This is a genomic window from Streptomyces sp. NBC_00576 (assembly GCF_036345175.1).
Classification (GTDB): domain Bacteria; phylum Actinomycetota; class Actinomycetes; order Streptomycetales; family Streptomycetaceae; genus Streptomyces.
The window spans coordinates 8,606,240-8,630,027 of the sequence record NZ_CP107780.1 but is presented as its reverse complement, the minus strand read 5'-3'; the positions used below and the strand labels follow the sequence as shown (position 1 = coordinate 8,630,027).

Genomic DNA, 23,788 nt, shown 5'->3' with positions numbered 1-23,788 from the left:
CCCGCCACAACTCCCGCTGGATCAGGACTGGTTGAACACACCGTTCAGCCAGTCCTGCCAGGCGGCTTCGCACTCCTTGATGTCGGCGCCCGGTGTGAAGTCGTGCAGGGAGATGCCGACCGGATAGCCCCAGTGGTTGCGCCCGAAGAAGCGGGTGAGACCCCGGTCCGTACGCAGGCCGATGAAGTACGGGTTTCGGAAGTCGACCACGGCGTCGAACTCGTCGGGCCCCCGGACCGTCACCCGCGCGCCGGCAGCCACGCCCTCCCCGACCCCGAGCGCCCGCCCGACGACAGCGAGGGCGTCGGCCGCCTTGGACGCCTCCGGCCCGTCGAAGGTCGCGAAGGCGGCCGGCCTGGGCGCGAAGTGGGTGAGGTACTCGCGCAGGGTGTGCAGATAGAAGTCGGTGTGCCTGGCGGCCCCGTCGTACTGGTTGTCCCAGTCGTCGACGAAGATGCCGCTGTGCACGTAACGCACCCAGGCCCGGCGGCCCTCGTCACGCGGCTCAACCGTGTAGTCGAGCTGGTTGAGGGTCTGCTCGGAGATGCCCTCGACGTCCTCGACGCGATTGGTGTAACGGTGCGGCGGGTCCCAGGCGATGACCGTGGACCCGAAGGGCCCCTTGCCGCCGACCCGTGGCTCCGGCGGCTCCATCGGCCACAGATACCCTCCGGTCCCCGTGGTGATCGCCTCCCACACCTCCTCCGGGCGGGCGTCGACCTCGAACTCACGCGCGATCTCGAATTTCTTGGACGCTTCCTTGGACATGGCGCTCACTCCTGAATTTCTGCGGTAGTTGTGACGTCTGTCGTGCCTGCGATGCCTGTCGTGCTCGAAGTCGGTTCGTCAGCCTGGGGTTTGACCGTCGGGTGCACGGCCACGACGATCCGGTGATCGCGCCCGCCCTCGGCATCGGGCGAGTCGTACTTGCGCACCAACGCGCCGACGCCCGCCGTCAACTCCTCGATGAACGCGGCCCGGTCACCGGCGGAGGCGAACCGCACCTCACCGTCGAGCGCATAGGTGGCGAGCCGCTTACGGGCCCGGGTGGCGCCGGTGATCAGCATGCCGACATCCCGCACCAGCCGTGCCCCGACCGCCAGCAGCCAGCGCGCGGAGAGCTGGTCCCGGAAACGGTCGGGATCGGGCTGTACGGCGGCCAGGGCGAGCGGCGAGATGACGTACGACGCGGCGGTCGCCCGCATCAGCCGCTCGGTGACATTGCCCTTGCGGCGCTCTCCGGCCAACTCGACCAGGCCATGCCGCTCCAGCGCCTTGAGGTGGTAGTTCACCTTCTGCCGGGGCAGTCCGACCCTGCCGGCCAGCATGGCGGCCGACGCGGGCCCGGCGGCCAGCTCGGCGAGCAGCCGGCCCCGTATGGGGTCCAGCGAGACGGCGGCGGCCGCCGGGTCCTCGATCACGGTGACGTCCAGCATGGCTTCACCCTCTCACCGAAAACTTTTCTTGTCCAGGAGGGAAAAGTATTCGGCGAGAGTCCGGCGAACATCAGGTCATTCAGGCACGAGCCCCAGGGCGTACGAGTACCGGCCGGCCGTGGACGCCTTCAGCGCCGGGTACGTCCGCACCTGCTCCCACTTCGGCCCGGCCGAGCCGAGACCCCCCTCCGGTGAGGCGATGGCCTCGTCGTAGGACTCCGAGCTCTCCCACTCCGCGTAGTTAAGGACGTGGGTGCCGTCCTGGCTCAGGTGGAAGTGCGCGGAGATGAGCCCGCGGTCGCTCTCCGCCGGGTCGGCGAGGGCACCGAGCACCAGGTCGACCCATTCGCGCCGCCGCTCCGCGGCCTCCTTCTCGAATTCGATCCTGCCGATCAGGACGAGCCCGGGCACACGCGTGTCACCGACAGCGCGCTCCCGGCTGCGATACCGCCTGTACCGGTCGAGGGCGACCCGCTCGATCCCGGGCACGGCGGTGTCGATCTCGTCGACACGCTCCTGCCGCTGGGTCTTGACGAACGCCTCGTAGTCCTGCTCGCGGGCCCACTGGGAATGATGCAGCAGGGTCGTCCCGTCTTCCCCGACATAGACGTAGTAGCCGAGCCCTCCCTGGGCGGGCCAGGCCCGACGCTCCCAGGTCGCGGCGATGGCGTCGACCGCCTCCCGTTGCCGCTCGGGCGTGCCGACCCGCCAGGTACTGAAGAGGAGTGCTTCGACGTCGGGGCGGGTGAGGTCGGGGTGCGTCTCGGTACGACGGGCCATGACAGCCTCCGTTGAGGTGAGTGGCATCGGTGTGTACGCCCACCAGCCTCCGACCTCGACCGAGGTTGAGGTCAAACCTCGCCAGAGCCCAACTCCCCTACCTCTTGGGCCCATTGCCCGGCCCTCGCTGGCCCAGCCGCGCCGACCACCCCTGGAGCCAGTCGAGCCGAAGCTGCAACAGCGCGGCCTCGGCGACGAGTTCGGGCACCCCAGCCCCGCGAGCGACACGGCCGTGCACCCACGCACACAGCCCGAGCACGCGGCGACCAGGCCGCGCCACGCGGGCCCCCGCGCACCCGCTGACCGGCGTACCGGCACCTCCCGCTTCCTCACCCCCACAAAACCCCCACCCCCCTCATCTCTGAAGCATCGCTTACCAATATCAGGTACAAGAATTAAGTGGAGCTTCACGAATATCTTGCCGAGACTACTCGCATGACGACACCACCCGCCCCGCCTTCTCCACCCTTCGGCCGCGCCCTGTGCGCGATGGTCACCCCCTTCACCGCAGAGGGCGCCCTGGATCTCGACGGCGCACAGCGCCTCGCCGACCGGCTGGTGGCCGGGGGCTGCGACGGCCTCGTCCTCTCCGGTACGACGGGCGAGTCCCCGACCACGACGGACGCGGAGAAGTCCGCGCTGGTACGGGCGGTGCGGGATGCGGTCGGTGGGCGGGCGTCGATCGTGGCGGGTGTCGGCACCGCGGACACCCTGCACTCCGTGGAACTGGCGCGGGCGGCCGAAAGGGCGGGCGCGGACGGCTTGTTGGCGGTCGCGCCCTACTACAGCAGACCCCCGCAGGACGCGATCGAGGCCCACTTCCGAGAGCTGGCGGACGCCACCGCCCTTCCTCTCGCGCTGTACGACATCCCGGGCCGCACCGGGGTCCGTATCGAGCCGGAGACGATGATCCGCCTGGCCGGCCACCCGAGGATCGTCGCCGTGAAGGACTGCGCGTACGACCTGATGGACACTCAGAAGGTCCTGTACCGGACCGACTTGGCGTACTACACGGGCTGCGACGAATACATGCTGGCGCTGTACGCACTGGGCGGCGCCGGATACATCAGCACGGTGGCCAATGTGATCCCCCGTCACTTCCGTTCCGTCATCGACACGTTCGACGCGGGTCGGACCGCCGAGGCTGCCCGCCTCCAGCAACGGACGCTTCCGCTCACCGAGTTGATGATGGCGTCCGGGCTGCCCGGCGCCGTCACAGCCAAGGCGCTGCTCGGCGGACTGGGCCTGCCCTCGGGTCCGGTGCGAGCGCCACTGCGAGCGGCCGCCCGGCAGACGACGGAAGAACTGCTGGCGGCGTACGGAGAGCTGACCGCATAGCGACCCACCGGAGACCGCAGACCCCAGACCGGAAACCGGAGACCAGAGACGAAGACCGGAAACCAGAGACCGAAGAGGACCGGGACCGGGCCCCGCACCGTCGCTTCAATGCGCGATACAGACCCCGGTCCTTCCCGCGAACCGCTGATCAATTCCAGCGATACCCGTCGCCGAACAGCAGGAAGTGCTCCAGCACGTCCTCCATCGGGTCGTCGACCTGGCCGATGTTGACCAGGCCGATCCGGGGACCGTTGTGCGAACCCGTGTTGGTCTCGTCCGCGTACGCGGTCCCCGCGGGGATCCCGCAGACCACAGCCGCGGTGACCGCCGCTCCCGTCAGCCGGCGCGCCCGCGCCACGGCCCTCGACCGCCCGTTCGTCATGTGCTCCACCCTCGTCCTGTACTACTTCTTCTGCTTCGGCATCTGATCGGACCCTGTGTCCACCTGTTCATCTGCCTGAAGCCGGACAAGGTCACGCGGAGTAACCCGTACGTGATCTTGGGGCGTCGCTGTTCGTGCCCGTACGGGCACCCCGGTCGGGTCAGTTGTGGCTGTGCAGGACCTCGTTCAGACCGCCCCAGACCGCGTTGTTCGGGCGGGCCTCGACCCTGCCCGTGACGGAGTTGCGGCGGAAGAGGATGTTGGAGGCGCCGGAGAGTTCACGGGCCTTGACGATCTGTCCGTCGGGCATGGTGATGAGGGTGCCGGCGGTGACGTACAGCCCGGCCTCGACCACACACTCGTCGCCGAGTGCGATCCCGACGCCGGCCTCGGCGCCGATCAGGCAGCGCTCGCCGATGGTGATACGGACCTGGCCACCACCGGACAGCGTGCCCATCGTCGAGGCGCCGCCACCGATGTCGGAACCGTCGCCGACCACGACCCCGGCGGAGATACGGCCCTCGACCATCGACGTGCCGAGCGTGCCCGCGTTGAAGTTGACGAAGCCCTCGTGCATGACGGTCGTGCCCTCTGCGAGGTGCGCGCCGAGGCGCACCCGGTCGGCATCGGCGATGCGGACGCCCTTGGGGGCCACGTAGTCGGTCATGCGGGGGAACTTGTCGATGGACGTCACTTGGAGGTACAGGCCCTCGGCGCGGGCGTTGAGCCGCACCTTCTCGACGTCGTCCACGGCGACCGGGCCGAGCGAGGTCCAGGCGACGTTGGCGAGGTGGGCGAAAATGCCGTCCAGGCTCTGCCCGTGCGGCTGCACGAGCCGGTGCGAGAGCAGGTGGAGGCGGAGGTAGACGTCGTGCGTGTCGAGCGGCTTGTCGTCGAGGGAGGCGATGACCGTACGGACCGCGACCACCTCGACACCACGTCGCGCGTCCGGTCCGACCGCGTTCGCCGCACCCTCGCCGAGTGCCTCGACGGCCCGCTCGACGGACAACCGCTCGGTACCGGCGGGGCCGGGCTCGGCGGACAGCTCGGGGGCGGGGAACCAGGTGTCGAGAACGGTGCCGTCAGCGGCGACGGTGGCAAGCCCGGCGGCCACGGCGCCGATGGTGCGGGGAGCAGTCGTGTCGGTCATAGAGAAAACCTAACTTGAGGAACCCCGCCCGGGCGAACCAGCACGGAGCGGATCTCAAGGGCCGGTCACAGGGCACCCCGCGCTGCCGTGAGCGTCACCTGAAGGCTGCCCGCCCCAGAACGGGCCTTGCCCTCAATCGCCGGACGGGCGAGAAAGCAGTTTCTAGGGCACCCGGACGAACAACCCGAGTCGGGCGGGTGGGAAAGCAGTTCGAGGCCGCGCGTCAAACGAACCGAGTCTGGAGAACCGGGCGGCCCGGAAAGCAGTTTCGACGGCGCCCCGCAAACAAACCGAGTCGGGCGGGCGGGCAACCCCCCGCTCACCCCCGAAGCACACGCCCAAAGACCTCCCGAGCGAACCCCTCCTCATACGCACCCCCCGTAAGCAGCACCTGCAGACAGATCCCGTCCATCACCGCCACCAACGCCCGAGCGGTCACCGCATCCGTCCGCCCACCCAGCAACTCCACAACCCCCTCCGCCCACTCAGCGGCAACAGGCCGCAACGCCGGCCGCCGAAGCGCCGCCAGATACAACTCGCACTCCAGCTCGACCCCCGCCCGATCCCCCGAGAGCCACTCCCCCAACAGCCCGGCAAGCTCCTCCGCCAGATCACCCCGGCCGTCCTGCAGTCCCCCCCTCGCGGCCACCACCTTCGCGAACCCCTCGTTCGCCTGCCGCAGCGCGGCGACAAGGAGTTCGTCAAGGGTGCTGAAGTGATACGTCGTGGACCCCAGCGGCACATCCGCCTCCACCGCGACCGACCGATGACTCAGTCCGACGATGCCCCTCTCCCCCACCACCCGGATCGCCGCGTCGATGATCCGCTGGCGCCGCTCGGGGTCGTACCGCCGCCCCATCAGTGCGCACCGCCCATGTTCAGGACGACGACCCCGCCGATGATGAGCACGATCCCGGCGACCTTGGTCACACTCATGCCCTCCCCGAGGAACACCGCCCCGATCGTCGCGACAGCCGCCGTCCCGATCCCCGACCAGATCGCGTACGCCGTACCGACGGACACGGTCTTCAGCGTCTGTGCGAGCAGCACGAACGCGACGGCATACCCCAGACCGGTCAGCACGGAAGGCCACAGCCTGCTGAAACCGTCGCTGTACTTCATGGCGGTCGTGGCGCCCACCTCGGCGGCGATGGCTCCGACCAGCAACACATATCCCATGTGTACGAGTGTACGCATCGATACGTACAACCGTACGCAGCGCCGTACACAACATCGCACACACCACCCACCCAAACCCACCCGCACTCCGCACCCCACCACCAACTGCCCCACCCCCCGGTCTCATTGAGGAAACAACCCTTCTCACAGCTGTGGACGTCACCTAGCCTCGCGTCCATTACTGTTTCAACCACTCGTTCACACGTTCGCCACAGGCGACGCCGGAGGAACAGCGCATGACAGAAGAAAAGCCCCGGCTCATCCCAACTCAACCGTGGGAGAACGGCTGGGCCCCGGACACCTCGCGTGTGCCCGGGACGCGGCGGCTCTGGATGGCGGGCACCCTGGCCCTGTCGGTCGTGGCCGCCTGTGTGACCGCGATCGTCGTGACGGACCGGCAGGCCGAGGACCCGGTACCTGTGGCGAAGGCCCCTGCGCCGTCGCCCGGTTCGACGTACCCCGGTCTCCTCACCTTCGCCTCTCCGACGGCGACCGGAACCACGCCCCCGGGCGGAAAGAGCGGCCTGGCGTCGGCTCAGCCGACCGCGCCGTCGACGTCGACCACGTCGCCCCCCGCGTCCCCCGTCCCCGCCCCTGACGTCAAGGGCTCCGCCTCCGCTCCCGTCAAGGAGGCGCCCGGGAAGCCCGCCGCCTCCCCGTCCCCCAGCAAGTCCTCAGCCGCTCCCTCGCAGCCGGACCGCTCCCTCTTGAGGTCCGTCGAGTCGGTCAACTACCCCGGCCGCTACTGGCACGTGTCAGGCGGCCTGGTGAGGCTCGATCCGGTCGCCGGCTCGGAATCCCGCGAGGACTCCACCTTCAGCGTGGTCAAGGGGCTGTCCAACAACTCCTGCTACTCGTTCAAGACGCACGACGGCAAGTACCTCCGCCACCGCGACTTCGTCCTGCGCGCCGACCGCAACGACGGCTCCTCGCTGTTCAAGCAGGACGCCACCTTCTGTGGCGGGTACTCGGGGTATACGGGCTCGGCGATACTCCAGTCGGTGAACTACCCCAACTACGCACTGCGCCACAAGAACTTCCAGCTGCGCCTGGACCCGTACGGCTACAACACGACCAACCGGCCGGACTTCAACTTCCGCGTCGTGGCCCCGCTGGCCTGAGACGCACGCGAGAACGCACGCGAAAGCGGCGGCACCCGAACAGGGTGCCGCCGCTCTCACATGCAGCGTGCGGAAAATCAGAACCTCAAACACAGGACCGCAAACGCCGGCCCCAAGCCACAGAACCTCAGACGTTGAACCCGAGCGCCCGAAGCTGGTCCCGCCCGTCGTCCGTGATCTTGTCCGGGCCCCACGGCGGCATCCACACCCAGTTGATGCGCAGTTCGTTGACGAGGCCGTCCGTGGCGGACTTGGCCTGGTCCTCGATGACATCCGTGAGCGGACAGGCCGCCGACGTCAGGGTCATGTCGATCGTCGCGATGTTCGCGTCGTCGATGTGGATGCCGTAGATCAGGCCCAGATTGACGACGTCGATGCCCAGCTCGGGGTCGACGACGTCGTACAGCGCCTCGCGGACCTCGTCCTCCGAGGCCGGCTTCATCTCAATGGTCTCGCTCATGCCGTCTTCCTTTCGGCGGCGTCCGAGCCCAGGGCCTGGGCCGTCGCGTCCTTCCACGCCATCCAGCTGAGCAGCGCGCACTTCACCCGGGCCGGGTACTTGGAGACACCGGCGAACGCGACCGCGTCCTCCAGCACCTCCTCCATCGCGTCGTCCGGCTCGATCCGGCCCTTGGACTGCATCAGCTCCAGGAAGGTCTCCTGGATCTTCTGCGCCTCGGACAGTTCCTTGCCGACCAGGAGATCGTTCAGCACGGAGGCCGAGGCCTGGCTGATCGAGCAGCCCTGGCCCTCGTAACTGACGTCGGTGATCGTCGTGCCGTCGTACTTCACGCGCAGGGTGATCTCGTCGCCGCACGTCGGGTTGACGTGGTGCACCTCGGCGTCGCCATCCCGCAGACCGCGCCCGTGCGGGTGCTTGTAGTGGTCCAGGATGACTTCCTGGTACATCGAATCCAGCTTCACGATTTCCAGCCAGCCCCTCAGCCGAAGAAATTCCGTACGTGCTCCAAGCCGTCGATCAAGGCATCGACCTCGGCCGGCGTGGAGTACAGATAGAACGACGCTCGCGTGGTCGCAGGAATTCCGTAGCGCAGGCAGACCGGCCGGGCGCAGTGGTGGCCGACCCGGACCGCTATGCCCTGCTCGTCGAGGACCTGGCCCACGTCGTGCGGGTGGATGTCACCGAGCGTGAAGGAGATCGCCGCGCCCCGGTCCTCGGCCGTGGTCGGGCCGATGATCCTCAGATCGGGGACCTCGCCAAGCCGCTTCACCGCGTACTCGGTGAGCGCGTGCTCATGGGCGAGGATCTTGTCCATGCCGATCGCGGAGAGGTAGTCGATCGCCGCACCGAGGCCGACCGCCTGCGCGATCGGCGGAGTGCCCGCCTCGAACTTGTGCGGGGCGGGAGCATATGTCGACGAGTGCATCGACACGGTCTCGATCATCTCGCCGCCACCCAGGAACGGCGGGAGGTCCTCCAGCAGCTCCTGGCGGCCCCACAGCACCCCGATGCCCGTCGGACCGCACATCTTGTGGCCGGTGAAGGCCACGAAGTCGGCCTGGAGGGCCTGGACGTCCATGGGCATGTGCGGGGCGGCCTGCGAGGCGTCGATCAGGACGAGGGCCCCGACCTCCTGCGCACGGCGCACGATCTGCTCGACCGGGTTGACCGTGCCCAGGATGTTGGAGACCAGCACGAAGGAGACGATCTTCGTCTTCTCGGTGATGACCTCGTCGATGTTCGACAGGTCGAGGCGGCCGTCGTCGGTCAGGCCGAACCACTTCAGCTTCGCGCCCGTGCGCTGCGCGAGCAGCTGCCACGGCACGATGTTGGAGTGGTGCTCCATCTCCGTGATGACGATCTCGGTCTCGTGGTCGACCCGGTAGGGCTCGTCGGCCCAGCCCAGCATGTTGGCCACGAGGTTGAGCGACTCGGAGGCGTTCTTGGTGAAGATCACCTCGTCGCGGCTGGGCGCGTTGATGAACGCGGCGACCTTGTCGCGCGCACCTTCGTACAGCGCCGTGGCCTCCTCCGCGAGCACATGGATGCCACGGTGCACGTTGGCATTGTGCTGCTCGTAGTACTCGGAGAGAGTGTCGATCACCTGGCGGGGCGTCTGGGAGGTCGCCGCGTTGTCCAGGTAAACGAGCTTCTTGCCGTCGTGGAGCACCCGATCGAGGATCGGGAAGTCCTTACGGATCGCCTCGTCAAGTAGTTGAGATGTACCCGTGAGGAGGCCCGGCAGCTGTGTCACGCGGATGCGCCACCCTTCACTTCGTACGACTCGTAGCCCTCGTTCTCCAGCTTGTCGGCGAGCTCGGGGCCACCCGACTCCACGATCCGGCCGGCCGAGAACACATGGACGTGGTCGGGCTTGATGTAGCGCAGGATGCGCGTGTAGTGCGTGATCAGCAGGGTGCCGACCTCACCGGTCTCGCGGACGCGGTTGACGCCCTCGGAGACGATGCGCAGGGCGTCGACGTCCAGACCGGAGTCGGTCTCGTCGAGGATCGCGATCTTCGGCTTGAGGAGCTCCAGCTGGAGGATCTCGTGGCGCTTCTTCTCACCACCGGAGAAGCCCTCGTTGACGTTGCGCTCGGCGAAGGCGGGGTCCATATTGAGACGCTGCATGGTCTCCTTGACCTCCTTCACCCAGGTGCGCAGCTTCGGCGCCTCACCGCGGATGGCGGTGGCGGACGTACGAAGGAAGTTGGAGACGGAGACGCCGGGGATCTCGACCGGGTACTGCATCGCCAGGAACAGGCCCGCGCGGGCGCGCTCGTCGACGGACATCTCAAGGACGTCCTCGCCGTCGAGCAGCACGGTGCCGCTGGTGATCGTGTACTTCGGGTGACCCGCGAGCGAGTAGGCGAGGGTCGACTTGCCGGAGCCGTTGGGGCCCATGATGGCGTGCGTCTCGCCCTGCTTCACGGTCAGGTCGACACCCTTGAGGATCTCCTTCGTGGCGTTGTCGGCCTCGACGGTGACGTGCAGGTCTCGGATTTCAAGCGTTGCCATGGGTGCCTCAGGACTCCTGGGTGAGGGAGACGAGCACATCGTCCCCTTCGATCTTTACGGGGTATACGGGGACAGGGCGCGTCGCGGGAAGGCCGGACGGCTTGCCGGTGCGGAGGTCGAAGCTGGAGCCGTGCAGCCAGCACTCGATCTGGCAGTCCTCCACCTCGCCCTCGGAGAGCGAGACGTTCGCGTGCGAGCAGATGTCGTGGATCGCGAACACCTCCCCCTCGGTACGGACGACCGAGACCGGCGTGCCGTCGAGTTCCACCCGCTTGGGGGTGTCCTCGTCCAGCTCGCTCAGCCCGCAGGCGCGTACGAACGTCGGAGAGGCAGCCATCAGACGGACGCCTCCAGCTCCTCGTCGATCTTCGTGAGAAGGCGCTGCTCGATGTCGTCGACACCGATCTGCTGGACCAGTTCGGCGAAGAAACCGCGGACGACCAGTCGGCGGGCCTCGTCTGCCGGGATACCGCGGGCCATCAGATAGAACAGCTGCTCGTCGTCGAACCGCCCGGTGGCACTCGCGTGCCCGGCGCCGACGATCTCACCGGTCTCGATCTCGAGGTTCGGTACGGAGTCCACGCGGGCGCCGTCCGTGAGAACCAGGTTGCGGTTCATCTCGTAGGTGTCGGTGCCCTCGGCCTTGGCCTCGATCAGCACGTCGCCGATCCACACCGCGTGGGCGCCCTCGCCCTGGAGCGCGCCCTTGTAGGCCACGTTCGACTTGCAGTGCGGCGTGTTGTGATCGACCAGGAGGCGGTGCTCCTGGTGCTGGCCGGCGTCCGTGAAGTACAGGCCGAACAGCTCGGCCTCGCCACCGGTGCCGGCGTAGGAGACACGCGGGTGGAGGCGTACGAGGTCGCCGCCGAAGGTGACCACGAAGGACTTGAAGGTGGCGTCGCGGCCGATCAGCGCGTTGTGCTGGGCGACGTGCACGGCCTGGTCGTCCCAGTCCTGGACGGAGACGACAGTGAGCTTGGCGCCGTCGCCGAGGACGTACTCGACGTTGGCGGCGAGCACGGCGTCACCGGTGTGGTCGAGGACGACGACGGCTTCGGCGAAGGCGCCCAGCTCGATGACCTGGTGGCCGTAGGCCACACCGCCCTCGCCGTGCACGGCGACGCGGATCGGCTCGGTGAGGACCGTCTCCTTGGGGACGGTGATCACACCGGCCACCTCGAAGGCGGAGTACGCCTGGGCGGCGACGCGGTCCACGGGGGTGCCGGCCCGCCCGAGGCGCGCGTCGTCACGGCCGACGGCTTCGACGGTGACGCCCGCGGGTGCCTGGACGTCCACCTTCACACCGGTGCCGGTGGCGACCGCGGTGCCGTCGTGCAGCCCGCGCAGTCGCTCCAGCGGGGTGAACCGCCACTCCTCCTCGCGCCCGTGGGGGACGGGGAAGTCCGCCACGTCGAAGGACGGCGGCGCGCTCATGCGCGTCGCGACGGTCGACTCGGCGGCAGCGGCCACCGCGATCGAGCCGGCGGTGGTGGATCCCACCGGGATGTTCTGGGCCTCAGCCATGGCTGTCGGTCTGCTCTCTTTCCTGCGTAAGTGGCTTGATGGGACGACGACCGGCGCCTAGCCGACCGATCCTTCCATCTGGAGCTCGATCAGCCGGTTGAGTTCGAGCGCGTACTCCATGGGCAGTTCCTTGGCGATCGGCTCGACGAAGCCGCGCACGATCATCGCCATCGCCTCGAACTCGGACAGACCGCGGCTCATCAGGTAGAAGAGCTGGTCGTCGGAGACCTTGGAGACGGTCGCCTCGTGGCCCATGGACACGTCGTCCTCGCGGACGTCGACGTACGGGTACGTGTCGGAGCGGGAGATGGTGTCCACCAGCAGCGCGTCGCACAGCACGTTGGACTTGGAGCCGTGGGCGCCCTCGCCGATCTCGACGAGACCGCGGTAGGACGTACGGCCGCCACCGCGTGCCACGGACTTCGACACGATGTTGGAGGAGGTGTTCGGCGCCATGTGGACCATCTTGGAGCCGGCGTCCTGGTGCTGGCCCTCGCCCGCGAAGGCGATGGAGAGGGTCTCGCCCTTGGCGTGCTCGCCCATCAGGTAGACGGCCGGGTACTTCATCGTCACCTTGGAGCCGATGTTGCCGTCGATCCACTCCATGGTCGCGCCCTCGTACGCCACAGCGCGCTTGGTGACCAGGTTGTAGACGTTGTTCGACCAGTTCTGGATGGTCGTGTAACGGCAGCGGGCGTTCTTCTTGACGATGATCTCGACGACCGCGCTGTGCAGCGAGTCCGACTTGTAGATCGGCGCCGTACAACCCTCGACGTAGTGCACGTAGGCACCCTCGTCGACGATGATCAGGGTCCGCTCGAACTGGCCCATGTTCTCCGTGTTGATACGGAAGTAGGCCTGGAGCGGGATCTCGACCTGCACGCCCTTGGGCACGTAGATGAAGGAGCCGCCCGACCACACCGCCGAGTTCAGCGACGCGAACTTGTTGTCGCCGACGGGGATGACGGTCCCGAAGTACTCCTTGAAGAGCTCCGGGTGCTGCTTCAGCGCGGTGTCGGTGTCGAGGAAGATGACGCCCTGCTCCTCCAGGTCCTCACGGATCTGGTGGTAGACGACCTCGGACTCGTACTGGGCCGCGACACCGGCGACGAGGCGCTGCTTCTCCGCCTCGGGGATGCCGAGCCTGTCGTACGTGTTCTTGATGTCCTCGGGCAGGTCCTCCCAGGACTCCGCCTGCTTCTCCGTGGAACGCACGAAGTACTTGATGTTGTCGAAGTCGATGCCCGACAAGTCCGAGCCCCAGTTCGGCATGGGCTTCTTGTCGAAGAGGCGCAGGCCCTTGAGGCGCAGCTTGGTCATCCACTCCGGCTCGGACTTCTTCGCCGAGATGTCGCGGACGACGTCCTCGTTGATGCCGCGCTTGGCAGAGGCACCGGCCACGTCGGAGTCGGCCCAGCCGTATTCGTACGTGCCCAGGCCTTCGAGCTCGGGGTGGGCGGTCTCCTCGATGGGGAGCGTCATGCTGGGTTCCTCCCGGCGGTACGTGCAGATGCCTTATGGGTGGCAGTGGACAACTGTGCAGACAACGGTGGAGCAGGTGAAGCAGAGGCGGGTGAGGCCCTTGGGATGAACGTCGTGCACACACCGTCGCCGTGGGCGATGGTCGCGAGCCGCTGGACATGCGTTCCGAGCAGCTGGGAGAAGATCTCGGTCTCCGCCTCGCAGAGCTGCGGGAACTTTTCCGCGACATGGACCACCGGGCAGTGGTGCTGGCAGAGCTGCTCTCCGACCGGTGCGCTGCGCGCCGTAGCAGCGTACCCGTCGACGCTCAGGGCCTTGGCCAGGGCTTCGGCGCGTTCCTCGGGGTCGGCGGCCTCGATCGCCTTGCGGTAGCCCTCGGCCTGCTCGGCGATCCGGGCGCGCGCGAAGGCGAGAACCGCCTCGTCGCCGCCTTCGCGAGCCGCGATCCAGCGCAGCGCGTCGGCGGCGAGCTTGTCGTACGACTGGTCGAAGGCGTCGCGTCCACAGTCGGTGAGCGCGAAGGCCTTGGCGGGCCGGCCACGGGTACGCGCCCCGTAGACCCGCTGCTCACGCGGTTGTACGACGTCGTCGGCGACCAGCGCGTCAAGGTGACGCCGTACGGCCGCATGGGTCAGGCCCAGGCGTCCGGCGAGCTCGGCGACGGTCGACGGACCGTGGTCCAGGATGGATCGCGCGACCCGGTTGCGCGTCGAGCGCTCACCGGTCGCGAGTTCCTCCTGGGGGGCGCCCGTGGGGGCCTCCCGATCCTCGCCGTCGTATTTCACAACACCATTGTTGCGTAATTCCTCGGAGCGCGGCAAGCCGGGTCCAGCTCCCTCTGCGGTGCCCTGCATCACTTAGGTTCACCTAACCTGACCTGCGAAAACGATCTTTGATCGATCAGCGGACCGCCCCGAGCAGCACAGGAGCAGGGCTGGAGCCCGTCCCGCCGGGGGCCGGATCCGGCCCCCGCGCACCTGTACGACTCCTCCCGTACCTAGACTCTGGACCCATGCGAAGCGAGCCCGTGGTCCAGGTCCAGGCCCTGGTGAAGCGGTACGGCACGAAGACCGCGGTGGACGGCCTCGACCTGGTGGCCCGGGCGGGCATCACCGCCGTACTCGGCCCGAACGGCGCGGGCAAGACGACCACCGTCGAGACCTGCGAGGGATACCGCAAACCGGACTCCGGGACGGTACGTGTCCTGGGCCTCGACCCGATACGGGAAGCCACCGCCCTGCGTCCACGGATCGGTGTGATGCTCCAGTCCGGCGGCGTCTACTCGGGCGCCCGCGCCGACGAGATGCTCCGCCACGTGGCCAAGCTGCACGCGCACCCGCTGGACGTGGACGCCCTGATAGAACGCCTCGGCCTCGGCAGCTGCGGCCGGACCACGTACCGCCGCCTCTCCGGCGGCCAGCAGCAGCGCCTGGCGCTCGCGATGGCCGTCGTCGGCCGCCCGGAGCTGGTCTTCCTCGACGAACCGACCGCCGGCCTCGACCCCCAGGCCCGCCGCGCCACCTGGGATCTCGTACGGGATCTGCGCGGCGACGGCGTCTCCGTCATCCTCACCACCCATCACATGGACGAGGCCGAGCAGCTCGCGGACGACGTCGCGATCATCGACGCCGGCAAGGTCATCGCCCAGGGCACCCCGGAACAGCTGTGCCGCGGCGGCGCCGAGAACACGCTGCGCTTCATGGGTCGACCGGGTCTGGACGTGGGCTCCCTGCTGAAGGCCCTCCCGGCGGACTGCACGGCCGTCGAGCTGACCCCGGGCGCCTACCGCGTCGGCGGCAAGGTGAACCCGCAGCTCCTCGCCACGGTGACGTCCTGGTGCGCCCAGCACGGGGTGATGCCGGACCGGATCTCGGTGGAACGACACACCCTGGAAGACGTCTTTCTGGAGCTCACGGGCAAGGAGTTGCGTTCATGATTCCGGACCGCACAAGGACCTGCCGGGGGTCCGGGGGTTGCCCCCCGGGAAGACACAGCCTGGAGCTCACGGGCAAGGAGTTGCGTTCATGACCACCACGACCGGTACGGGTGCGTACACCCCCATGCCAGGCGCCGCCCCGCTCCCCCGCATGATCGGGGCCCAGGCGGCCCTGGAGACGAAGATGCTGCTGCGCAACGGCGAGCAGCTGCTCCTCACGGTGATCATTCCCGCCCTGCTTCTGCTGCTGTTCGGCTCGGTGGACATCATCGACACGGGCGCCGGCAAGGCGGTCGACTTCCTCGCCCCGGGCATCCTCGCGCTCGCCGTGATGTCGACGGCGTTCACGGGTCAGGCGATCGCGACGGGCTTCGAACGCCGCTACGGCGTCCTGAAGAGGCTCGCCACCTCCCCGCTCCCCCGCTGGGGCCTGATGACGGCGAAGACGGCGTCGGTACTGGTCACCGAGGTCCTCCAGGTCGCCCTGCTGACAGTGATCGCCTTCGCGCTCGGCTGGTCCCCGCACGGCAACCCCTTCGCCGTACTCCTCCTGCTCCTCCTCGGCACGGCCGCCTTCTCGGGCCTCGGCCTGCTGATGGCGGGCACCCTGAAGGCGGAGGCCACGCTGGCCGCCGCGAACCTCGTCTTCCTGCTGCTCCTGGTGGGCGGCGGGGTGATCGTCCCGCTGGACAAGTTCCCCTCCGGCGTCCAGGACGTACTGGCCCTGCTCCCGATCTCGGCCCTGTCGGACGGACTGCGGGACGTGCTGCAGCACGGTGCCGGGATGCCGTGGGGCGACCTGGGGATCCTCGCGGTGTGGGCGGTCGTGGGGCTGGCCGCGGCCGGCCGGTTCTTCCGCTGGGAGTGAGTCCCGGCGGGCTCAGCGGACCCACATCTGGGAGACGAGCGGGCCGAAACCGGGCGCGGCCTGGTAGTTGCCGAGGCGGGTGGAGGTGAAGGCCACCTGGCTGACGCTCGCGACGGGCAGCCAGACCGCTTCGTCGATGACCTTCCGGTCGACACGCTCCCACAGCCGGCCGGCCAGGGCGGAGTCGGACCCCTCGGCGGCCTGCGCGGATGCCACGAGCCGGTCCAGTGACGGGGAACAGTACTCGGAGTAGTTCACGCTGTTCATCCCGTCGCCGGGGCGGAAACCGTCGCAGGTGAGGATGGGCGTGAAATAGGTGGAGGGGGCCGGATAGTCGGGGAACCACCCCACGATCATCAGCTGCGCCCGGGTACGGGAGTCCGCCACCGTGTTCCAGTACCTGTCGTCCTTGGGGAGGACATGCAGCGTCGTGCGGTAACCGAGATCGCCGAGGAGTTCCACGAAGTAGTCGGTGACGCGGCGGGACCACTCCACGGTCCAGGTCCACACACCCACCCGCATCCCCGCGGTGCCCGAGGCCTCGATCAGCTTCCTGGCCCTTTCGAGGTCGGGCCCGGACCACTGGCCGTCGGGGCCGGGAGAGCCCGTGTACGGGCAGTAGGGGCGGTAGCCGCGAAACCCCGGCGGCAGGGACTGGCAGGTGAGGGACGCGGCGTCGGGCCCGCCCATCAGGGTCACCAGTCGGTCGCGGTCGACGGCGTAGGCGAGGGCCTGGCGGACCCGCTTGTCGTCGAAGGGTGGCACCCGGGTGTTGAAGATCTCGTAGACCATGAAGAACGACGGGGTCGTGTGAAGGCGGGAGGGGTACCGCACGGCGAGCCGGCGCAGGTCGAGCCGTCCGGGATGGGTGTTGAGGTCCAACGCGAGGTCCGCACGGCCGGCGTTCACCTCCGCTGTCTGTTTCTCGGCCGTCGTGACCGTCCGCCAGCGGATGACGTCGGGATAGCCGGCCGGCTGGGCCACGTGGGACCACTCACGGAAGTACTGATTCCGGTGGAGGGTGAGCTGCTTGCCCTTCCGGTACTCGACGATCCGGTACGGGCCGGTCGCGGGGACGGGTTTGTCGCCGACGTTCTCGTCCGGCACCCCCGGGGGCGTCGGTGACACGAACAGGGTGAGCTTGCCCAGGAAGTCCGGGTCCGGCTCGGTGAGCCGGAAGGTGACGGTGGAGGTCGCGTCGTCGGTCGTGATCCCGCGTGAGAGGTCGCAGCGCTCGGGGTGGTCCAGACACGCGGCCCCGCCGACGATCCCTGTGAAGAACACCGGGTTTCCCCCGCCCACGGTCAGCGCCCGCCGCAGACCGCGGCGGAAGTCCGCGGGCCTGACGACCCTGCCGTCGGAGTAGCGGATCCCCCGCCGCACCGTGAACGTGTAGGTGCGCCCGCCGTCGGTCGGTCTCGGGAGCTCGGTCGCCAGGTCCGGGACGAGCGTGAGTTCCGATCCGCCGGGCACCTGACGCCAGCCGACGAGATGGTCGTAGGCCACGCTGAGGGCCAGGCCCGCCTCCGAGACGTAGACGTTCGCCGGGTCGATGCCGGACTCCACGGCTCCGCCGAAGCCCAGCACGGTCAGGGTGCCGCCGCGATGGCCGGGCGCCGCGAGAGCCCGGGCCGCGGCCCACACCGTCGGCCCGGCCAGCGCCAGCCCCCGCGGCGAACCTCCGGTGCGGATCGTGCGCACCGGCCGCCCCGTACGGGGATCGAGACGGACCACGGTGGCGTCGTACTCGTTGCTCACCCAGACGCCATCGGGTCCCGCGACGACGCTACGGGGGCCGTCGCCCACCTCGTGGGAGGTGACGACGCCGGTACGGGCGTCGATACGGGAGACGGTCAGCGAGAGCCCGTTGGCGACCCAGACCGCGTCCTCGGTGACGGCCACGCTCCGCGGTCCCGTGCCCACCCGAATCGGTCCGCGGGCCTGGCCGGTGGCGGCGTCGACCGGAGTCACCGTTCCGTCCAGGCTGTTGGCCACCCAGACCGTGTGCTTCCCCACTCCGATGCCGACCGGGGCGCTGCCCACCGCGACGGCCTCGCCCACCCGGCCGGACTCGGGATCGATCCGCCGGATCGCGTTGTCGCCGCTCAGCGCGACCCACACACCGCCGGGCCCGGCGGCGACGGCGGAGGGCAGGTTTCCCACAGGCACCGTGTCGACGACCCGGTCGACGGCGGCGTTGATCCGCGAGACCGTGCCGTCGCCGCTGTTGGCGACCCAGACGTCGTCGCCGCTCACGGCCACGGCGACCGGACCGGAGCCGACGGGGATCAGCTGGACGGCATGCGTCCGCGGATCGATGCGGCTGACCGAGTCGTCCCCGCTGTTCGCCGCCCACACCGAACCCGCCCCCCAGGCCAGCCCGTCCGGGCTCTGCCCGACCGGTACCGGCGGACCGGCGCCGTTCACAGCGCCCACGGTGTTGGCACCGAGCGGGACGGGGACCGGGCGAGGCGTGCTCGCGCCGGAGAGGACGCCGATGCACAGGGCGGCGATGGCCGCCAGGGACACGGCCGTGGCCGGGAACAACCGCCTCTGCGGCACACGTGCCGCGGCCGGCCGCCCCGGGCTCCGTGGCCTGTGCGGCGCGGCGACGGTGGGATCGTGGACCAGCACCGCCTGATGCACCCGCTGCACCGACTCGTCGGGATCGAGACCCAGTTCGTCCGCCAGCCGGTCCCGTAACAGCCGGTAGCACTCCAACGCCTCTGCCTGCCGGCCGCACCGGTACAGCGCCAGCATCCGCTGCGCGCACAGGCGTTCGCGCAACGGATGGGCGCCGGCCAGCTGCTCCAGCTCACCCACGACGGCCTCATGCCGCCCCAGCGCCAGATCCGCCTCCAGACGCGCTTCGAGCGCGGTCAGCCGCACCTCCTCCAGGCGGCTGCCCTCACGCCGTACGAACCCGTAGTCGCCCAGATCCTCCAGCACGGTCCCCCGCCAGAGCCCCAGCGCCCCTAGGAGGGTCCCGACCGCGTCGGCGTACCGGCCCGCGTCCAGCGCCGCCCGCCCCTTCAGGACGGCCGCCTCGAAACGTACGGCGTCCGTCGCCCCGGGCTCGACCAGAAGCGCGTAGCCGCGGCCCCGCGTCACCAGCATCTCGGCCGCGGACCCCCGGACCCGGTCCGGCTCCAGGGCGCGGCGAAGGTGGAAGACGTACGTCTGCACCGAGGTGACCGCGCCGTCCGGCGGGTCGGCGCCCCACACCTCGTCGACGAGCCGGTCCAGGGGGACGACCCGGTTCGCCTCGATCAGCAGCAGGGCCAGGACCGCCCGCTGCCGCGGACCGCCCAGTGGCAGTGCGGTGCCGGAACGCAGAACCCGCAACGGCCCGAGAAGGCCGAAATCAGTGGCCGGCACAGCTGACATGGCACATCGCCCTCGTTCCAAGCAGGTGCCAAGAGGTTCCAAGCGCCTCTCCAGGAGCCTAGCGGCGGGATGCGGTGATGTGTGACCCAGTTCACGTAACAGCCGCTCGCCAACCGGGCATTGCGGTTGATCCAGGAAGGTTCCTCATGTTCCGTTCACCAGTGTCACGCCACCCACTGCTCTGGGGCACCGTGGTGGCTCTCTGCGCGGCCCTCGGCGGTCAGGGCCTCATGTCGGCTCCGGTCGCGGCCGAACCGTCGGCCTCCGCGCGGGTCCAGGCCGCACCGGCCCCGGTGTCCGGCTACCGCTACGTCGAGCGGGTCAGCGCGTTCAACTCCACCTCCGCGCGTTCCGCCGTGGCTCCGTGCCCCAGCGGCAAGGTGGTTCTGGCAGGCGGTGCGCGCATCGAGTTCGGCGGGCGGAGCGTTCTCCTGCGCGGCTCGTATCCGGTCCACTCCCCCTTCGGGGACCGGTGGATCGCGTCGGCGGAGGAATTCGGCAATCCCTTGACCGGTTGGCGGGTGCGGGCCTACGCGGTGTGCGCCAACAGGCCGGCCGGACTGACGTATCACCAGGCCCCCGCGGTATTCACCTCCAGCAGCCCCAAGTCCGTACAACGCCACGACTGCCCTGCCGGCACACGGCTCATCGGGCTCGGTGCGAGGGTCAGCGGCGCCGACAACAGGGTCGGGCTCAACGCCATCACCATCACCCCCGGTCTCTCCGCCTCGGCCCGGGCCAGTGAGGCGTCGGCCACACCCCAGCGGTGGGCCTTGATGTCCCACGTGGTGTGCGCCGGGCCTCTCACCCTCGCATTCCGACAGACCAGCCAGTGGATAAGCCCGGGTTCGTCCCCTTCGGCGACAGCCATCGCCAACTGCCCGCAGGGCACCCGGGCATTCGGTACGGGTGTCCTGCTCGCCGGAAGCAGCGCCGCCCTCAACCGGCTCGTCCCGGTGGCTCTGTACCCGGCACCGACCCCGACACCGCCCCACGGAACAGCGACCGTGTCCGAACTGGTTCCGGGGACGCCTTTGCCCTGGGCCCTCAAAGCACAGGTGATCTGCGCCCGCTGAGCTGAGCGAGCACCAGGGAGTGGGGCGTCGGAAACGGCGTCCCACTCCCTCATGCCCACCCTAGTGAAAGCGTGCACAAGCAGCCGCCTACGATGGGACGCGTGCCAAAGATGACCCCCGCCGAGGCCCTGTCCGCCGCGCGGAACCCGCTCGCCTTCATCGCCGCCCGCTGGACGCCGACCCCCCGAACCGTCCGGCGTGCGGCGCTCGCCGCGCTCGTCATGTCGGTCGTCATCGTGGTCACCGGGGGTGCCGTACGGCTGACCGGATCGGGCCTCGGCTGCCCGACCTGGCCCAAGTGCACCGACGACTCGCTGACGACGACGAGCGCGATGGGCGTGCACGGCGTCATCGAGTTCACCAACCGCATGCTGACGTACGTGCTGTGTGCGGCGGTCGGCTGGGCGATCATCGCCGCCCGCTCGGAGAAGCCGTACCGACGCAGCCTGACCCGGCTCGGCTGGGCGCAGTTCTGGGTCGTCATGAGCAACGCGGTCCTGGGCGGCGTCGTCGTCCTGGTGGGCCTCAACCCGTACACGGTCGCGGCGCACTTCCTGTTGTCCTCCGCTCTGATCGCGGTCGCCGCGGTGATGTGGCAGCGCACGCAGGAGGGCGACGAGGCGCCCCGCCCGCTGGTCGGCAAGGCCGTACAGCAGTTGGTGTGGTTCCTGGTGGTGGCCTCGGTGCTGCTGATCGCGGTCGGCACGGTGGTGACCGGGTCGGGCCCGCACGCCGGCGACTCCAGCGAGATCGAGCGTATGCCGCTGAACTGGGAGAACGTGAGCAAGCTGCACGCGGTGCTCGCCTGGATCGTAGTGACCCTGACGTTCGCCCTGTGGTTCGTCCTGAAGGCCGTCGACGCCCCCAGGGGCCCGCTGAACCGCACGCGGGACCTGTTCCTGATCCTGCTCGCGCAGGGCGTCATCGGGTATGTCCAATATTTCACGAACCTCCCCGAGGTCCTGGTCGGTCTGCACATGCTCGGCTCGGCGCTGGTGTGGATCGCGGTCCTGCGTGTCCTGCTCGCCCTGCGCGAGCGCACCGGGACCGATTCCCTGGCCGACGTACCCGGCCCCACGACCGAGGCGACGGTCGGCACGCGCGCGTAGACCGGCAACGTGACGCACGCGTGCGCGTGCGTCACGTTCCACGAGGTCATGTGTACGAGGTCACCAGGCGGTCGATCGCAGCGCCCAGGTAGTCCCGCGTCAGCTCGCCGCGCCGGTCACGCCACCCGGCGTCGACCGGCCCGCCCTCCGGCCCGTACCGCCTCCGCGCGATGTCCTCGACGACCTCCACGGGCGCCCCCAGCCCCGGCAGCAGATCCAGCGCCTCCCGCTTCGAGATCAGACTGCCCTCCCTCAGGGTCATGGCAGCCCGGGCGAAGGTGACCAGCCCGAGGTCGACCCAGACCTCCTGCGTCCAGAGCCAGGCCTTGTCCACGGCGGGCCGCCAGAAGTCACGCTGGTCACGTACGACGAAGTCCGCCAGCTGCCGGTCCGGCACCACCGGAAGCAGCTCCCCGGGCGCCGTCCCGTACAGCACCCGTCCGAAGGCGTGCAGTTCGCGCCGGGTGACCGGGGTGACGGTCCGCCGGAACAGCTCGCCGTGCGCCCAGGTCAGGTGCCGTCGCTCGGGGTTGGCCGTCGTCGCGTCGGTCAGGTAGGTGCAGTGCAGCTGCGGGGCGAGCGGGGCGGTGCGCAGGCGGGCGTGCAGCTTGGCCGCGTTCCAGGCGGTGCCCGGCCCGATCGGCCTCTCCAGGACGACGATCAGGTCGAGGTCGCTGCGCCCCTCCTGATAGTCGCCGCCGGCGAGCGAACCATGGGCCCAGACGGCAGCCAGGGAGAGTGCTCGCAGCTCAGCCAGGAAGCGGTCCAGTAAGGCGCTGGTCAGGGCATCCGCCCGAGTCCTGTGTGTCGTCATGCCCCCAGTGTTTACGGCTCACCCCAGCCCGTACACGTCAGCCCAGCCCGTACACCCGCTGCGCGTTCCCCGCCGCGATCAGTCCCGCCACCCGTTGCGCGTCCCCCAACGACCACGCCCCCTCGGCGACCCAGCCGCCGAGCACGCGGCCGAGGGCCTCGCGGAAGAGGCGGGCGCCCACCACATGGAGTTCGGGCAGGCCGTGGGCGCCACTGGAGAAGAGGATCTTGCCGAAGGGCGCGAGTTCGAGGACCTCGGCGAGAACGGCGGCGGCCCGGGCACCGGTACGGACGAGGGCCGCGCCCAGGTCGGCGTACACATGCGGGAAGACGCCGGCCAGGTGGGCCGCGTGGCGGTGGTACGGGTACCCGTGGAGCAGCACCAGGTCGGTGCCGAGCCCGGCCGTGGCGCGGACGAAGTCGGTGAGCAGGACCGGGTCGGTGCGGTCGATGCGTAATCCCGGTTCGCCCAGCCCGGCGTGGAGTTGGAGCGGCAGGCCCGAGGCGACCGCGATCCACAGCAGGTGGCGCAGCAGCACCGGGTCGCTGAGCGCGCCGCCGACACGGCGTCCGGCCAGCCAGCGGCCCGCCGCGCCCCGCACCTCCCCCGGCCCCGGCGGATCGGGAGCGAGCGCCAGTCCGTGCCGTAGGCCCGCCACGGAGGTGAAGGCGACGGCGCTCGTGGCGGCGCCGTGCACCGACTCGGCGAGGTTGGCGAGGAAGGACTCGACGGTGCCGGAGGTGTCGGCCACCTGTTCGGCGAGGAGTTCGAGCCGGACGATCTCGTGGGCGTCGGCGGCCCCTGCGGCGGCCATCTCACCGGGTCCGGTGAGGTCGCCGGGCAGCCCGGCGTCGACCAGATATGTCGTGATCCCGCTGCCCCGCAGCAGCCGTCGGCCCGATTCCAGTACGCCGAGTTCACGGCGCCGGGCGAGATAACGGGCGGGGGGAGCATGCGGTTCCAGGCCGAGCAGCGGGGGGCACCAGCGGCGTACGGCGAATCCGGTCTGGGTGTCGAAGAGGGTGGTCCCGGCGGCCGGCGGGCCCTCGGTACGCGCGAGCTGGGCCTCGAAGGTGCCGAGGCCCAGCTCTGTCCGCAGTACGCCGTGGCAGTACTGGTCCACGAGGGACGGCGTTTCGATCATCCGGGCTCCCCGTGTCGGACCGTGTGTTCCTAAGGTCCTAACGGGTGAACCGACTGTCAGGTGTTGCTCTCGCACACCCCGT

At 69.4% G+C, this 23,788-nt stretch carries 24 protein-coding genes; 6 read left to right on the top strand and 18 right to left on the bottom strand.

All coding sequences use genetic code 11. The features are described 5' to 3' along the window. Positions 1–21: 21 nt before the first annotated feature. From OG734_RS37575 to OG734_RS37565, 3 genes are all read right to left on the bottom strand, one after another. Positions 22–768 carry an SRPBCC domain-containing protein gene (locus tag OG734_RS37575; RefSeq protein WP_330291882.1) on the bottom strand — a complete coding sequence of 249 codons (747 nt, stop codon included), beginning with the start codon at positions 766–768 and terminating at the stop codon, positions 22–24. A gap of 5 nt (positions 769–773) precedes the next feature. Beyond that, a complete protein-coding gene (locus OG734_RS37570; RefSeq protein WP_330291881.1) occupies positions 774–1,436 on the bottom strand; it encodes an ArsR/SmtB family transcription factor in 663 nt (220 codons plus the stop codon). Between the two features lie 75 nt (positions 1,437–1,511). Then, on the bottom strand, positions 1,512–2,216 hold the full coding sequence (locus OG734_RS37565; RefSeq protein ID WP_330291880.1) for a hypothetical protein: 705 nt from the start codon (positions 2,214–2,216) through the stop codon (positions 1,512–1,514). A gap of 435 nt (positions 2,217–2,651) precedes the next feature. Here OG734_RS37565 and dapA point away from each other — a divergent pair, with 435 nt between their 5' ends. Continuing rightward, positions 2,652–3,554: a 4-hydroxy-tetrahydrodipicolinate synthase gene (dapA, locus tag OG734_RS37560; protein ID WP_330291879.1), complete on the top strand. Its 903-nt coding sequence runs from the start codon at positions 2,652–2,654 to the stop codon at positions 3,552–3,554. Positions 3,555–3,702: 148 nt separating this feature from the next. On the opposite strand, the gene OG734_RS37555 is transcribed toward dapA, so the two are convergent. The 4 genes from OG734_RS37555 to OG734_RS37540 all read right to left on the bottom strand — a co-directional run bounded on the left by OG734_RS37555 (position 3,703) and on the right by OG734_RS37540 (position 6,265). After that, the gene (locus tag OG734_RS37555; protein WP_330291878.1) at positions 3,703–3,936 is read right to left on the bottom strand and encodes a hypothetical protein; all 234 of its coding nucleotides are present in this window, start codon (positions 3,934–3,936) and stop codon (positions 3,703–3,705) included. A gap of 160 nt (positions 3,937–4,096) precedes the next feature. After that, a complete protein-coding gene (gene dapD, locus OG734_RS37550; protein ID WP_330291877.1) occupies positions 4,097–5,086 on the bottom strand; it encodes a 2,3,4,5-tetrahydropyridine-2,6-dicarboxylate N-succinyltransferase in 990 nt (329 codons plus the stop codon). 319 nt (positions 5,087–5,405) lie between these two features. Beyond that, positions 5,406–5,945, bottom strand: a complete 540-nt coding sequence (locus tag OG734_RS37545; protein WP_330291876.1) for a TetR/AcrR family transcriptional regulator — start codon at positions 5,943–5,945, stop codon at positions 5,406–5,408. Further along, complete coding sequence (locus OG734_RS37540) at positions 5,945–6,265, bottom strand: DMT family transporter (RefSeq protein ID WP_164316260.1); 321 nt, start codon at positions 6,263–6,265, stop codon at positions 5,945–5,947. Before OG734_RS37540 ends, OG734_RS37545 begins: the two co-directional genes overlap by 1 nt. 236 nt (positions 6,266–6,501) lie before the next feature. Between OG734_RS37540 and OG734_RS37535 the strand changes: the two genes are divergently transcribed. Next, complete coding sequence (locus OG734_RS37535; RefSeq protein ID WP_330291875.1) at positions 6,502–7,386, top strand: AbfB domain-containing protein; 885 nt, start codon at positions 6,502–6,504, stop codon at positions 7,384–7,386. A 127-nt stretch (positions 7,387–7,513) separates the two neighbouring features. Here the strand turns inward: OG734_RS37535 and OG734_RS37530 are convergent, their stop codons facing one another. The 8 genes from OG734_RS37530 to OG734_RS37495 are packed head-to-tail and all read right to left on the bottom strand — an operon-like array spanning position 7,514 to position 14,157. Next, complete coding sequence (locus OG734_RS37530) at positions 7,514–7,846, bottom strand: metal-sulfur cluster assembly factor (RefSeq protein ID WP_010352445.1); 333 nt, start codon at positions 7,844–7,846, stop codon at positions 7,514–7,516. After that, positions 7,843–8,310 carry a Fe-S cluster assembly sulfur transfer protein SufU gene (gene sufU / locus OG734_RS37525; RefSeq protein ID WP_330291874.1) on the bottom strand — a complete coding sequence of 156 codons (468 nt, stop codon included), beginning with the start codon at positions 8,308–8,310 and terminating at the stop codon, positions 7,843–7,845. Before sufU ends, OG734_RS37530 begins: the two co-directional genes overlap by 4 nt. 17 nt (positions 8,311–8,327) lie before the next feature. Next, positions 8,328–9,602: a cysteine desulfurase gene (locus tag OG734_RS37520; protein WP_330291873.1), complete on the bottom strand. Its 1,275-nt coding sequence runs from the start codon at positions 9,600–9,602 to the stop codon at positions 8,328–8,330. Continuing rightward, the gene (gene sufC / locus OG734_RS37515) at positions 9,599–10,366 is read right to left on the bottom strand and encodes a Fe-S cluster assembly ATPase SufC (protein ID WP_330291872.1); all 768 of its coding nucleotides are present in this window, start codon (positions 10,364–10,366) and stop codon (positions 9,599–9,601) included. Before sufC ends, OG734_RS37520 begins: the two co-directional genes overlap by 4 nt. 7 nt (positions 10,367–10,373) lie before the next feature. Continuing rightward, a complete protein-coding gene (locus tag OG734_RS37510; protein WP_319199684.1) occupies positions 10,374–10,703 on the bottom strand; it encodes a non-heme iron oxygenase ferredoxin subunit in 330 nt (109 codons plus the stop codon). Then, complete coding sequence (sufD, locus tag OG734_RS37505; RefSeq protein ID WP_330291871.1) at positions 10,703–11,890, bottom strand: Fe-S cluster assembly protein SufD; 1,188 nt, start codon at positions 11,888–11,890, stop codon at positions 10,703–10,705. The genes OG734_RS37510 and sufD overlap by 1 nt, the downstream gene beginning before the upstream one ends. A 57-nt stretch (positions 11,891–11,947) precedes the next feature. Beyond that, complete coding sequence (gene sufB / locus OG734_RS37500; RefSeq protein WP_330291870.1) at positions 11,948–13,372, bottom strand: Fe-S cluster assembly protein SufB; 1,425 nt, start codon at positions 13,370–13,372, stop codon at positions 11,948–11,950. Then, a complete protein-coding gene (locus tag OG734_RS37495) occupies positions 13,369–14,157 on the bottom strand; it encodes a helix-turn-helix transcriptional regulator (RefSeq protein ID WP_330291869.1) in 789 nt (262 codons plus the stop codon). Before OG734_RS37495 ends, sufB begins: the two co-directional genes overlap by 4 nt. A 227-nt stretch (positions 14,158–14,384) precedes the next feature. Between OG734_RS37495 and OG734_RS37490 the strand changes: the two genes are divergently transcribed. After that, the gene (locus OG734_RS37490) at positions 14,385–15,308 is read left to right on the top strand and encodes an ABC transporter ATP-binding protein (RefSeq protein ID WP_330291868.1); all 924 of its coding nucleotides are present in this window, start codon (positions 14,385–14,387) and stop codon (positions 15,306–15,308) included. A gap of 88 nt (positions 15,309–15,396) precedes the next feature. Further along, complete coding sequence (locus OG734_RS37485; RefSeq protein ID WP_330291867.1) at positions 15,397–16,176, top strand: ABC transporter permease; 780 nt, start codon at positions 15,397–15,399, stop codon at positions 16,174–16,176. Between the two features lie 12 nt (positions 16,177–16,188). Here OG734_RS37485 and OG734_RS37480 read toward each other — a convergent pair whose 3' ends face one another. Further along, complete coding sequence (locus OG734_RS37480; RefSeq protein WP_330291866.1) at positions 16,189–19,563, bottom strand: ABC transporter substrate-binding protein; 3,375 nt, start codon at positions 19,561–19,563, stop codon at positions 16,189–16,191. 146 nt (positions 19,564–19,709) lie between these two features. Between OG734_RS37480 and OG734_RS37475 the strand changes: the two genes are divergently transcribed. Together OG734_RS37475 and OG734_RS37470 are read left to right on the top strand one after the other, a co-directional pair. After that, entirely contained in the window at positions 19,710–20,639 is a 930-nt protein-coding gene (locus OG734_RS37475) for a hypothetical protein (RefSeq protein WP_330291865.1), read from the top strand. 92 nt (positions 20,640–20,731) lie between these two features. Further along, positions 20,732–21,748, top strand: coding sequence for a COX15/CtaA family protein (locus OG734_RS37470; RefSeq protein ID WP_330291864.1), 1,017 nt, complete (start codon positions 20,732–20,734; stop codon positions 21,746–21,748). 46 nt (positions 21,749–21,794) lie between these two features. Here OG734_RS37470 and OG734_RS37465 read toward each other — a convergent pair whose 3' ends face one another. Next, positions 21,795–22,562, bottom strand: coding sequence for a nucleotidyltransferase domain-containing protein (locus tag OG734_RS37465; protein WP_330291863.1), 768 nt, complete (start codon positions 22,560–22,562; stop codon positions 21,795–21,797). A gap of 37 nt (positions 22,563–22,599) precedes the next feature. After that, positions 22,600–23,706 carry an amidohydrolase family protein gene (locus OG734_RS37460; protein ID WP_330291862.1) on the bottom strand — a complete coding sequence of 369 codons (1,107 nt, stop codon included), beginning with the start codon at positions 23,704–23,706 and terminating at the stop codon, positions 22,600–22,602. Positions 23,707–23,788: the final 82 nt, after the last annotated feature.

What these genes read in the sequence shown, in the direction of transcription:
- OG734_RS37575 (WP_330291882.1), bottom strand. Translation starts at nt 768, where the DNA reads ATGTCCAAGGAAGCGTCCAAGAAATTCGAGATCGCGCGTGAGTTCGAG.
- OG734_RS37570 (WP_330291881.1), bottom strand. Translation starts at nt 1,436, where the DNA reads ATGCTGGACGTCACCGTGATCGAGGACCCGGCGGCCGCCGCCGTCTCG.
- OG734_RS37565 (WP_330291880.1), bottom strand. Translation starts at nt 2,216, where the DNA reads ATGGCCCGTCGTACCGAGACGCACCCCGACCTCACCCGCCCCGACGTC.
- dapA (WP_330291879.1), top strand. Translation starts at nt 2,652, where the DNA reads ATGACGACACCACCCGCCCCGCCTTCTCCACCCTTCGGCCGCGCCCTG.
- OG734_RS37555 (WP_330291878.1), bottom strand. Translation starts at nt 3,936, where the DNA reads ATGACGAACGGGCGGTCGAGGGCCGTGGCGCGGGCGCGCCGGCTGACG.
- dapD (WP_330291877.1), bottom strand. Translation starts at nt 5,086, where the DNA reads ATGACCGACACGACTGCTCCCCGCACCATCGGCGCCGTGGCCGCCGGG.
- OG734_RS37545 (WP_330291876.1), bottom strand. Translation starts at nt 5,945, where the DNA reads ATGGGGCGGCGGTACGACCCCGAGCGGCGCCAGCGGATCATCGACGCG.
- OG734_RS37540 (WP_164316260.1), bottom strand. Translation starts at nt 6,265, where the DNA reads ATGGGATATGTGTTGCTGGTCGGAGCCATCGCCGCCGAGGTGGGCGCC.
- OG734_RS37535 (WP_330291875.1), top strand. Translation starts at nt 6,502, where the DNA reads ATGACAGAAGAAAAGCCCCGGCTCATCCCAACTCAACCGTGGGAGAAC.
- OG734_RS37530 (WP_010352445.1), bottom strand. Translation starts at nt 7,846, where the DNA reads ATGAGCGAGACCATTGAGATGAAGCCGGCCTCGGAGGACGAGGTCCGC.
- sufC (WP_330291872.1), bottom strand. Translation starts at nt 10,366, where the DNA reads ATGGCAACGCTTGAAATCCGAGACCTGCACGTCACCGTCGAGGCCGAC.
- OG734_RS37510 (WP_319199684.1), bottom strand. Translation starts at nt 10,703, where the DNA reads ATGGCTGCCTCTCCGACGTTCGTACGCGCCTGCGGGCTGAGCGAGCTG.
- sufD (WP_330291871.1), bottom strand. Translation starts at nt 11,890, where the DNA reads ATGGCTGAGGCCCAGAACATCCCGGTGGGATCCACCACCGCCGGCTCG.
- sufB (WP_330291870.1), bottom strand. Translation starts at nt 13,372, where the DNA reads ATGACGCTCCCCATCGAGGAGACCGCCCACCCCGAGCTCGAAGGCCTG.
- OG734_RS37490 (WP_330291868.1), top strand. Translation starts at nt 14,385, where the DNA reads ATGCGAAGCGAGCCCGTGGTCCAGGTCCAGGCCCTGGTGAAGCGGTAC.
- OG734_RS37485 (WP_330291867.1), top strand. Translation starts at nt 15,397, where the DNA reads ATGACCACCACGACCGGTACGGGTGCGTACACCCCCATGCCAGGCGCC.
- OG734_RS37480 (WP_330291866.1), bottom strand. Translation starts at nt 19,563, where the DNA reads ATGTCAGCTGTGCCGGCCACTGATTTCGGCCTTCTCGGGCCGTTGCGG.
- OG734_RS37475 (WP_330291865.1), top strand. Translation starts at nt 19,710, where the DNA reads ATGTTCCGTTCACCAGTGTCACGCCACCCACTGCTCTGGGGCACCGTG.
- OG734_RS37470 (WP_330291864.1), top strand. Translation starts at nt 20,732, where the DNA reads ATGGGACGCGTGCCAAAGATGACCCCCGCCGAGGCCCTGTCCGCCGCG.
- OG734_RS37465 (WP_330291863.1), bottom strand. Translation starts at nt 22,562, where the DNA reads ATGACGACACACAGGACTCGGGCGGATGCCCTGACCAGCGCCTTACTG.
- OG734_RS37460 (WP_330291862.1), bottom strand. Translation starts at nt 23,706, where the DNA reads ATGATCGAAACGCCGTCCCTCGTGGACCAGTACTGCCACGGCGTACTG.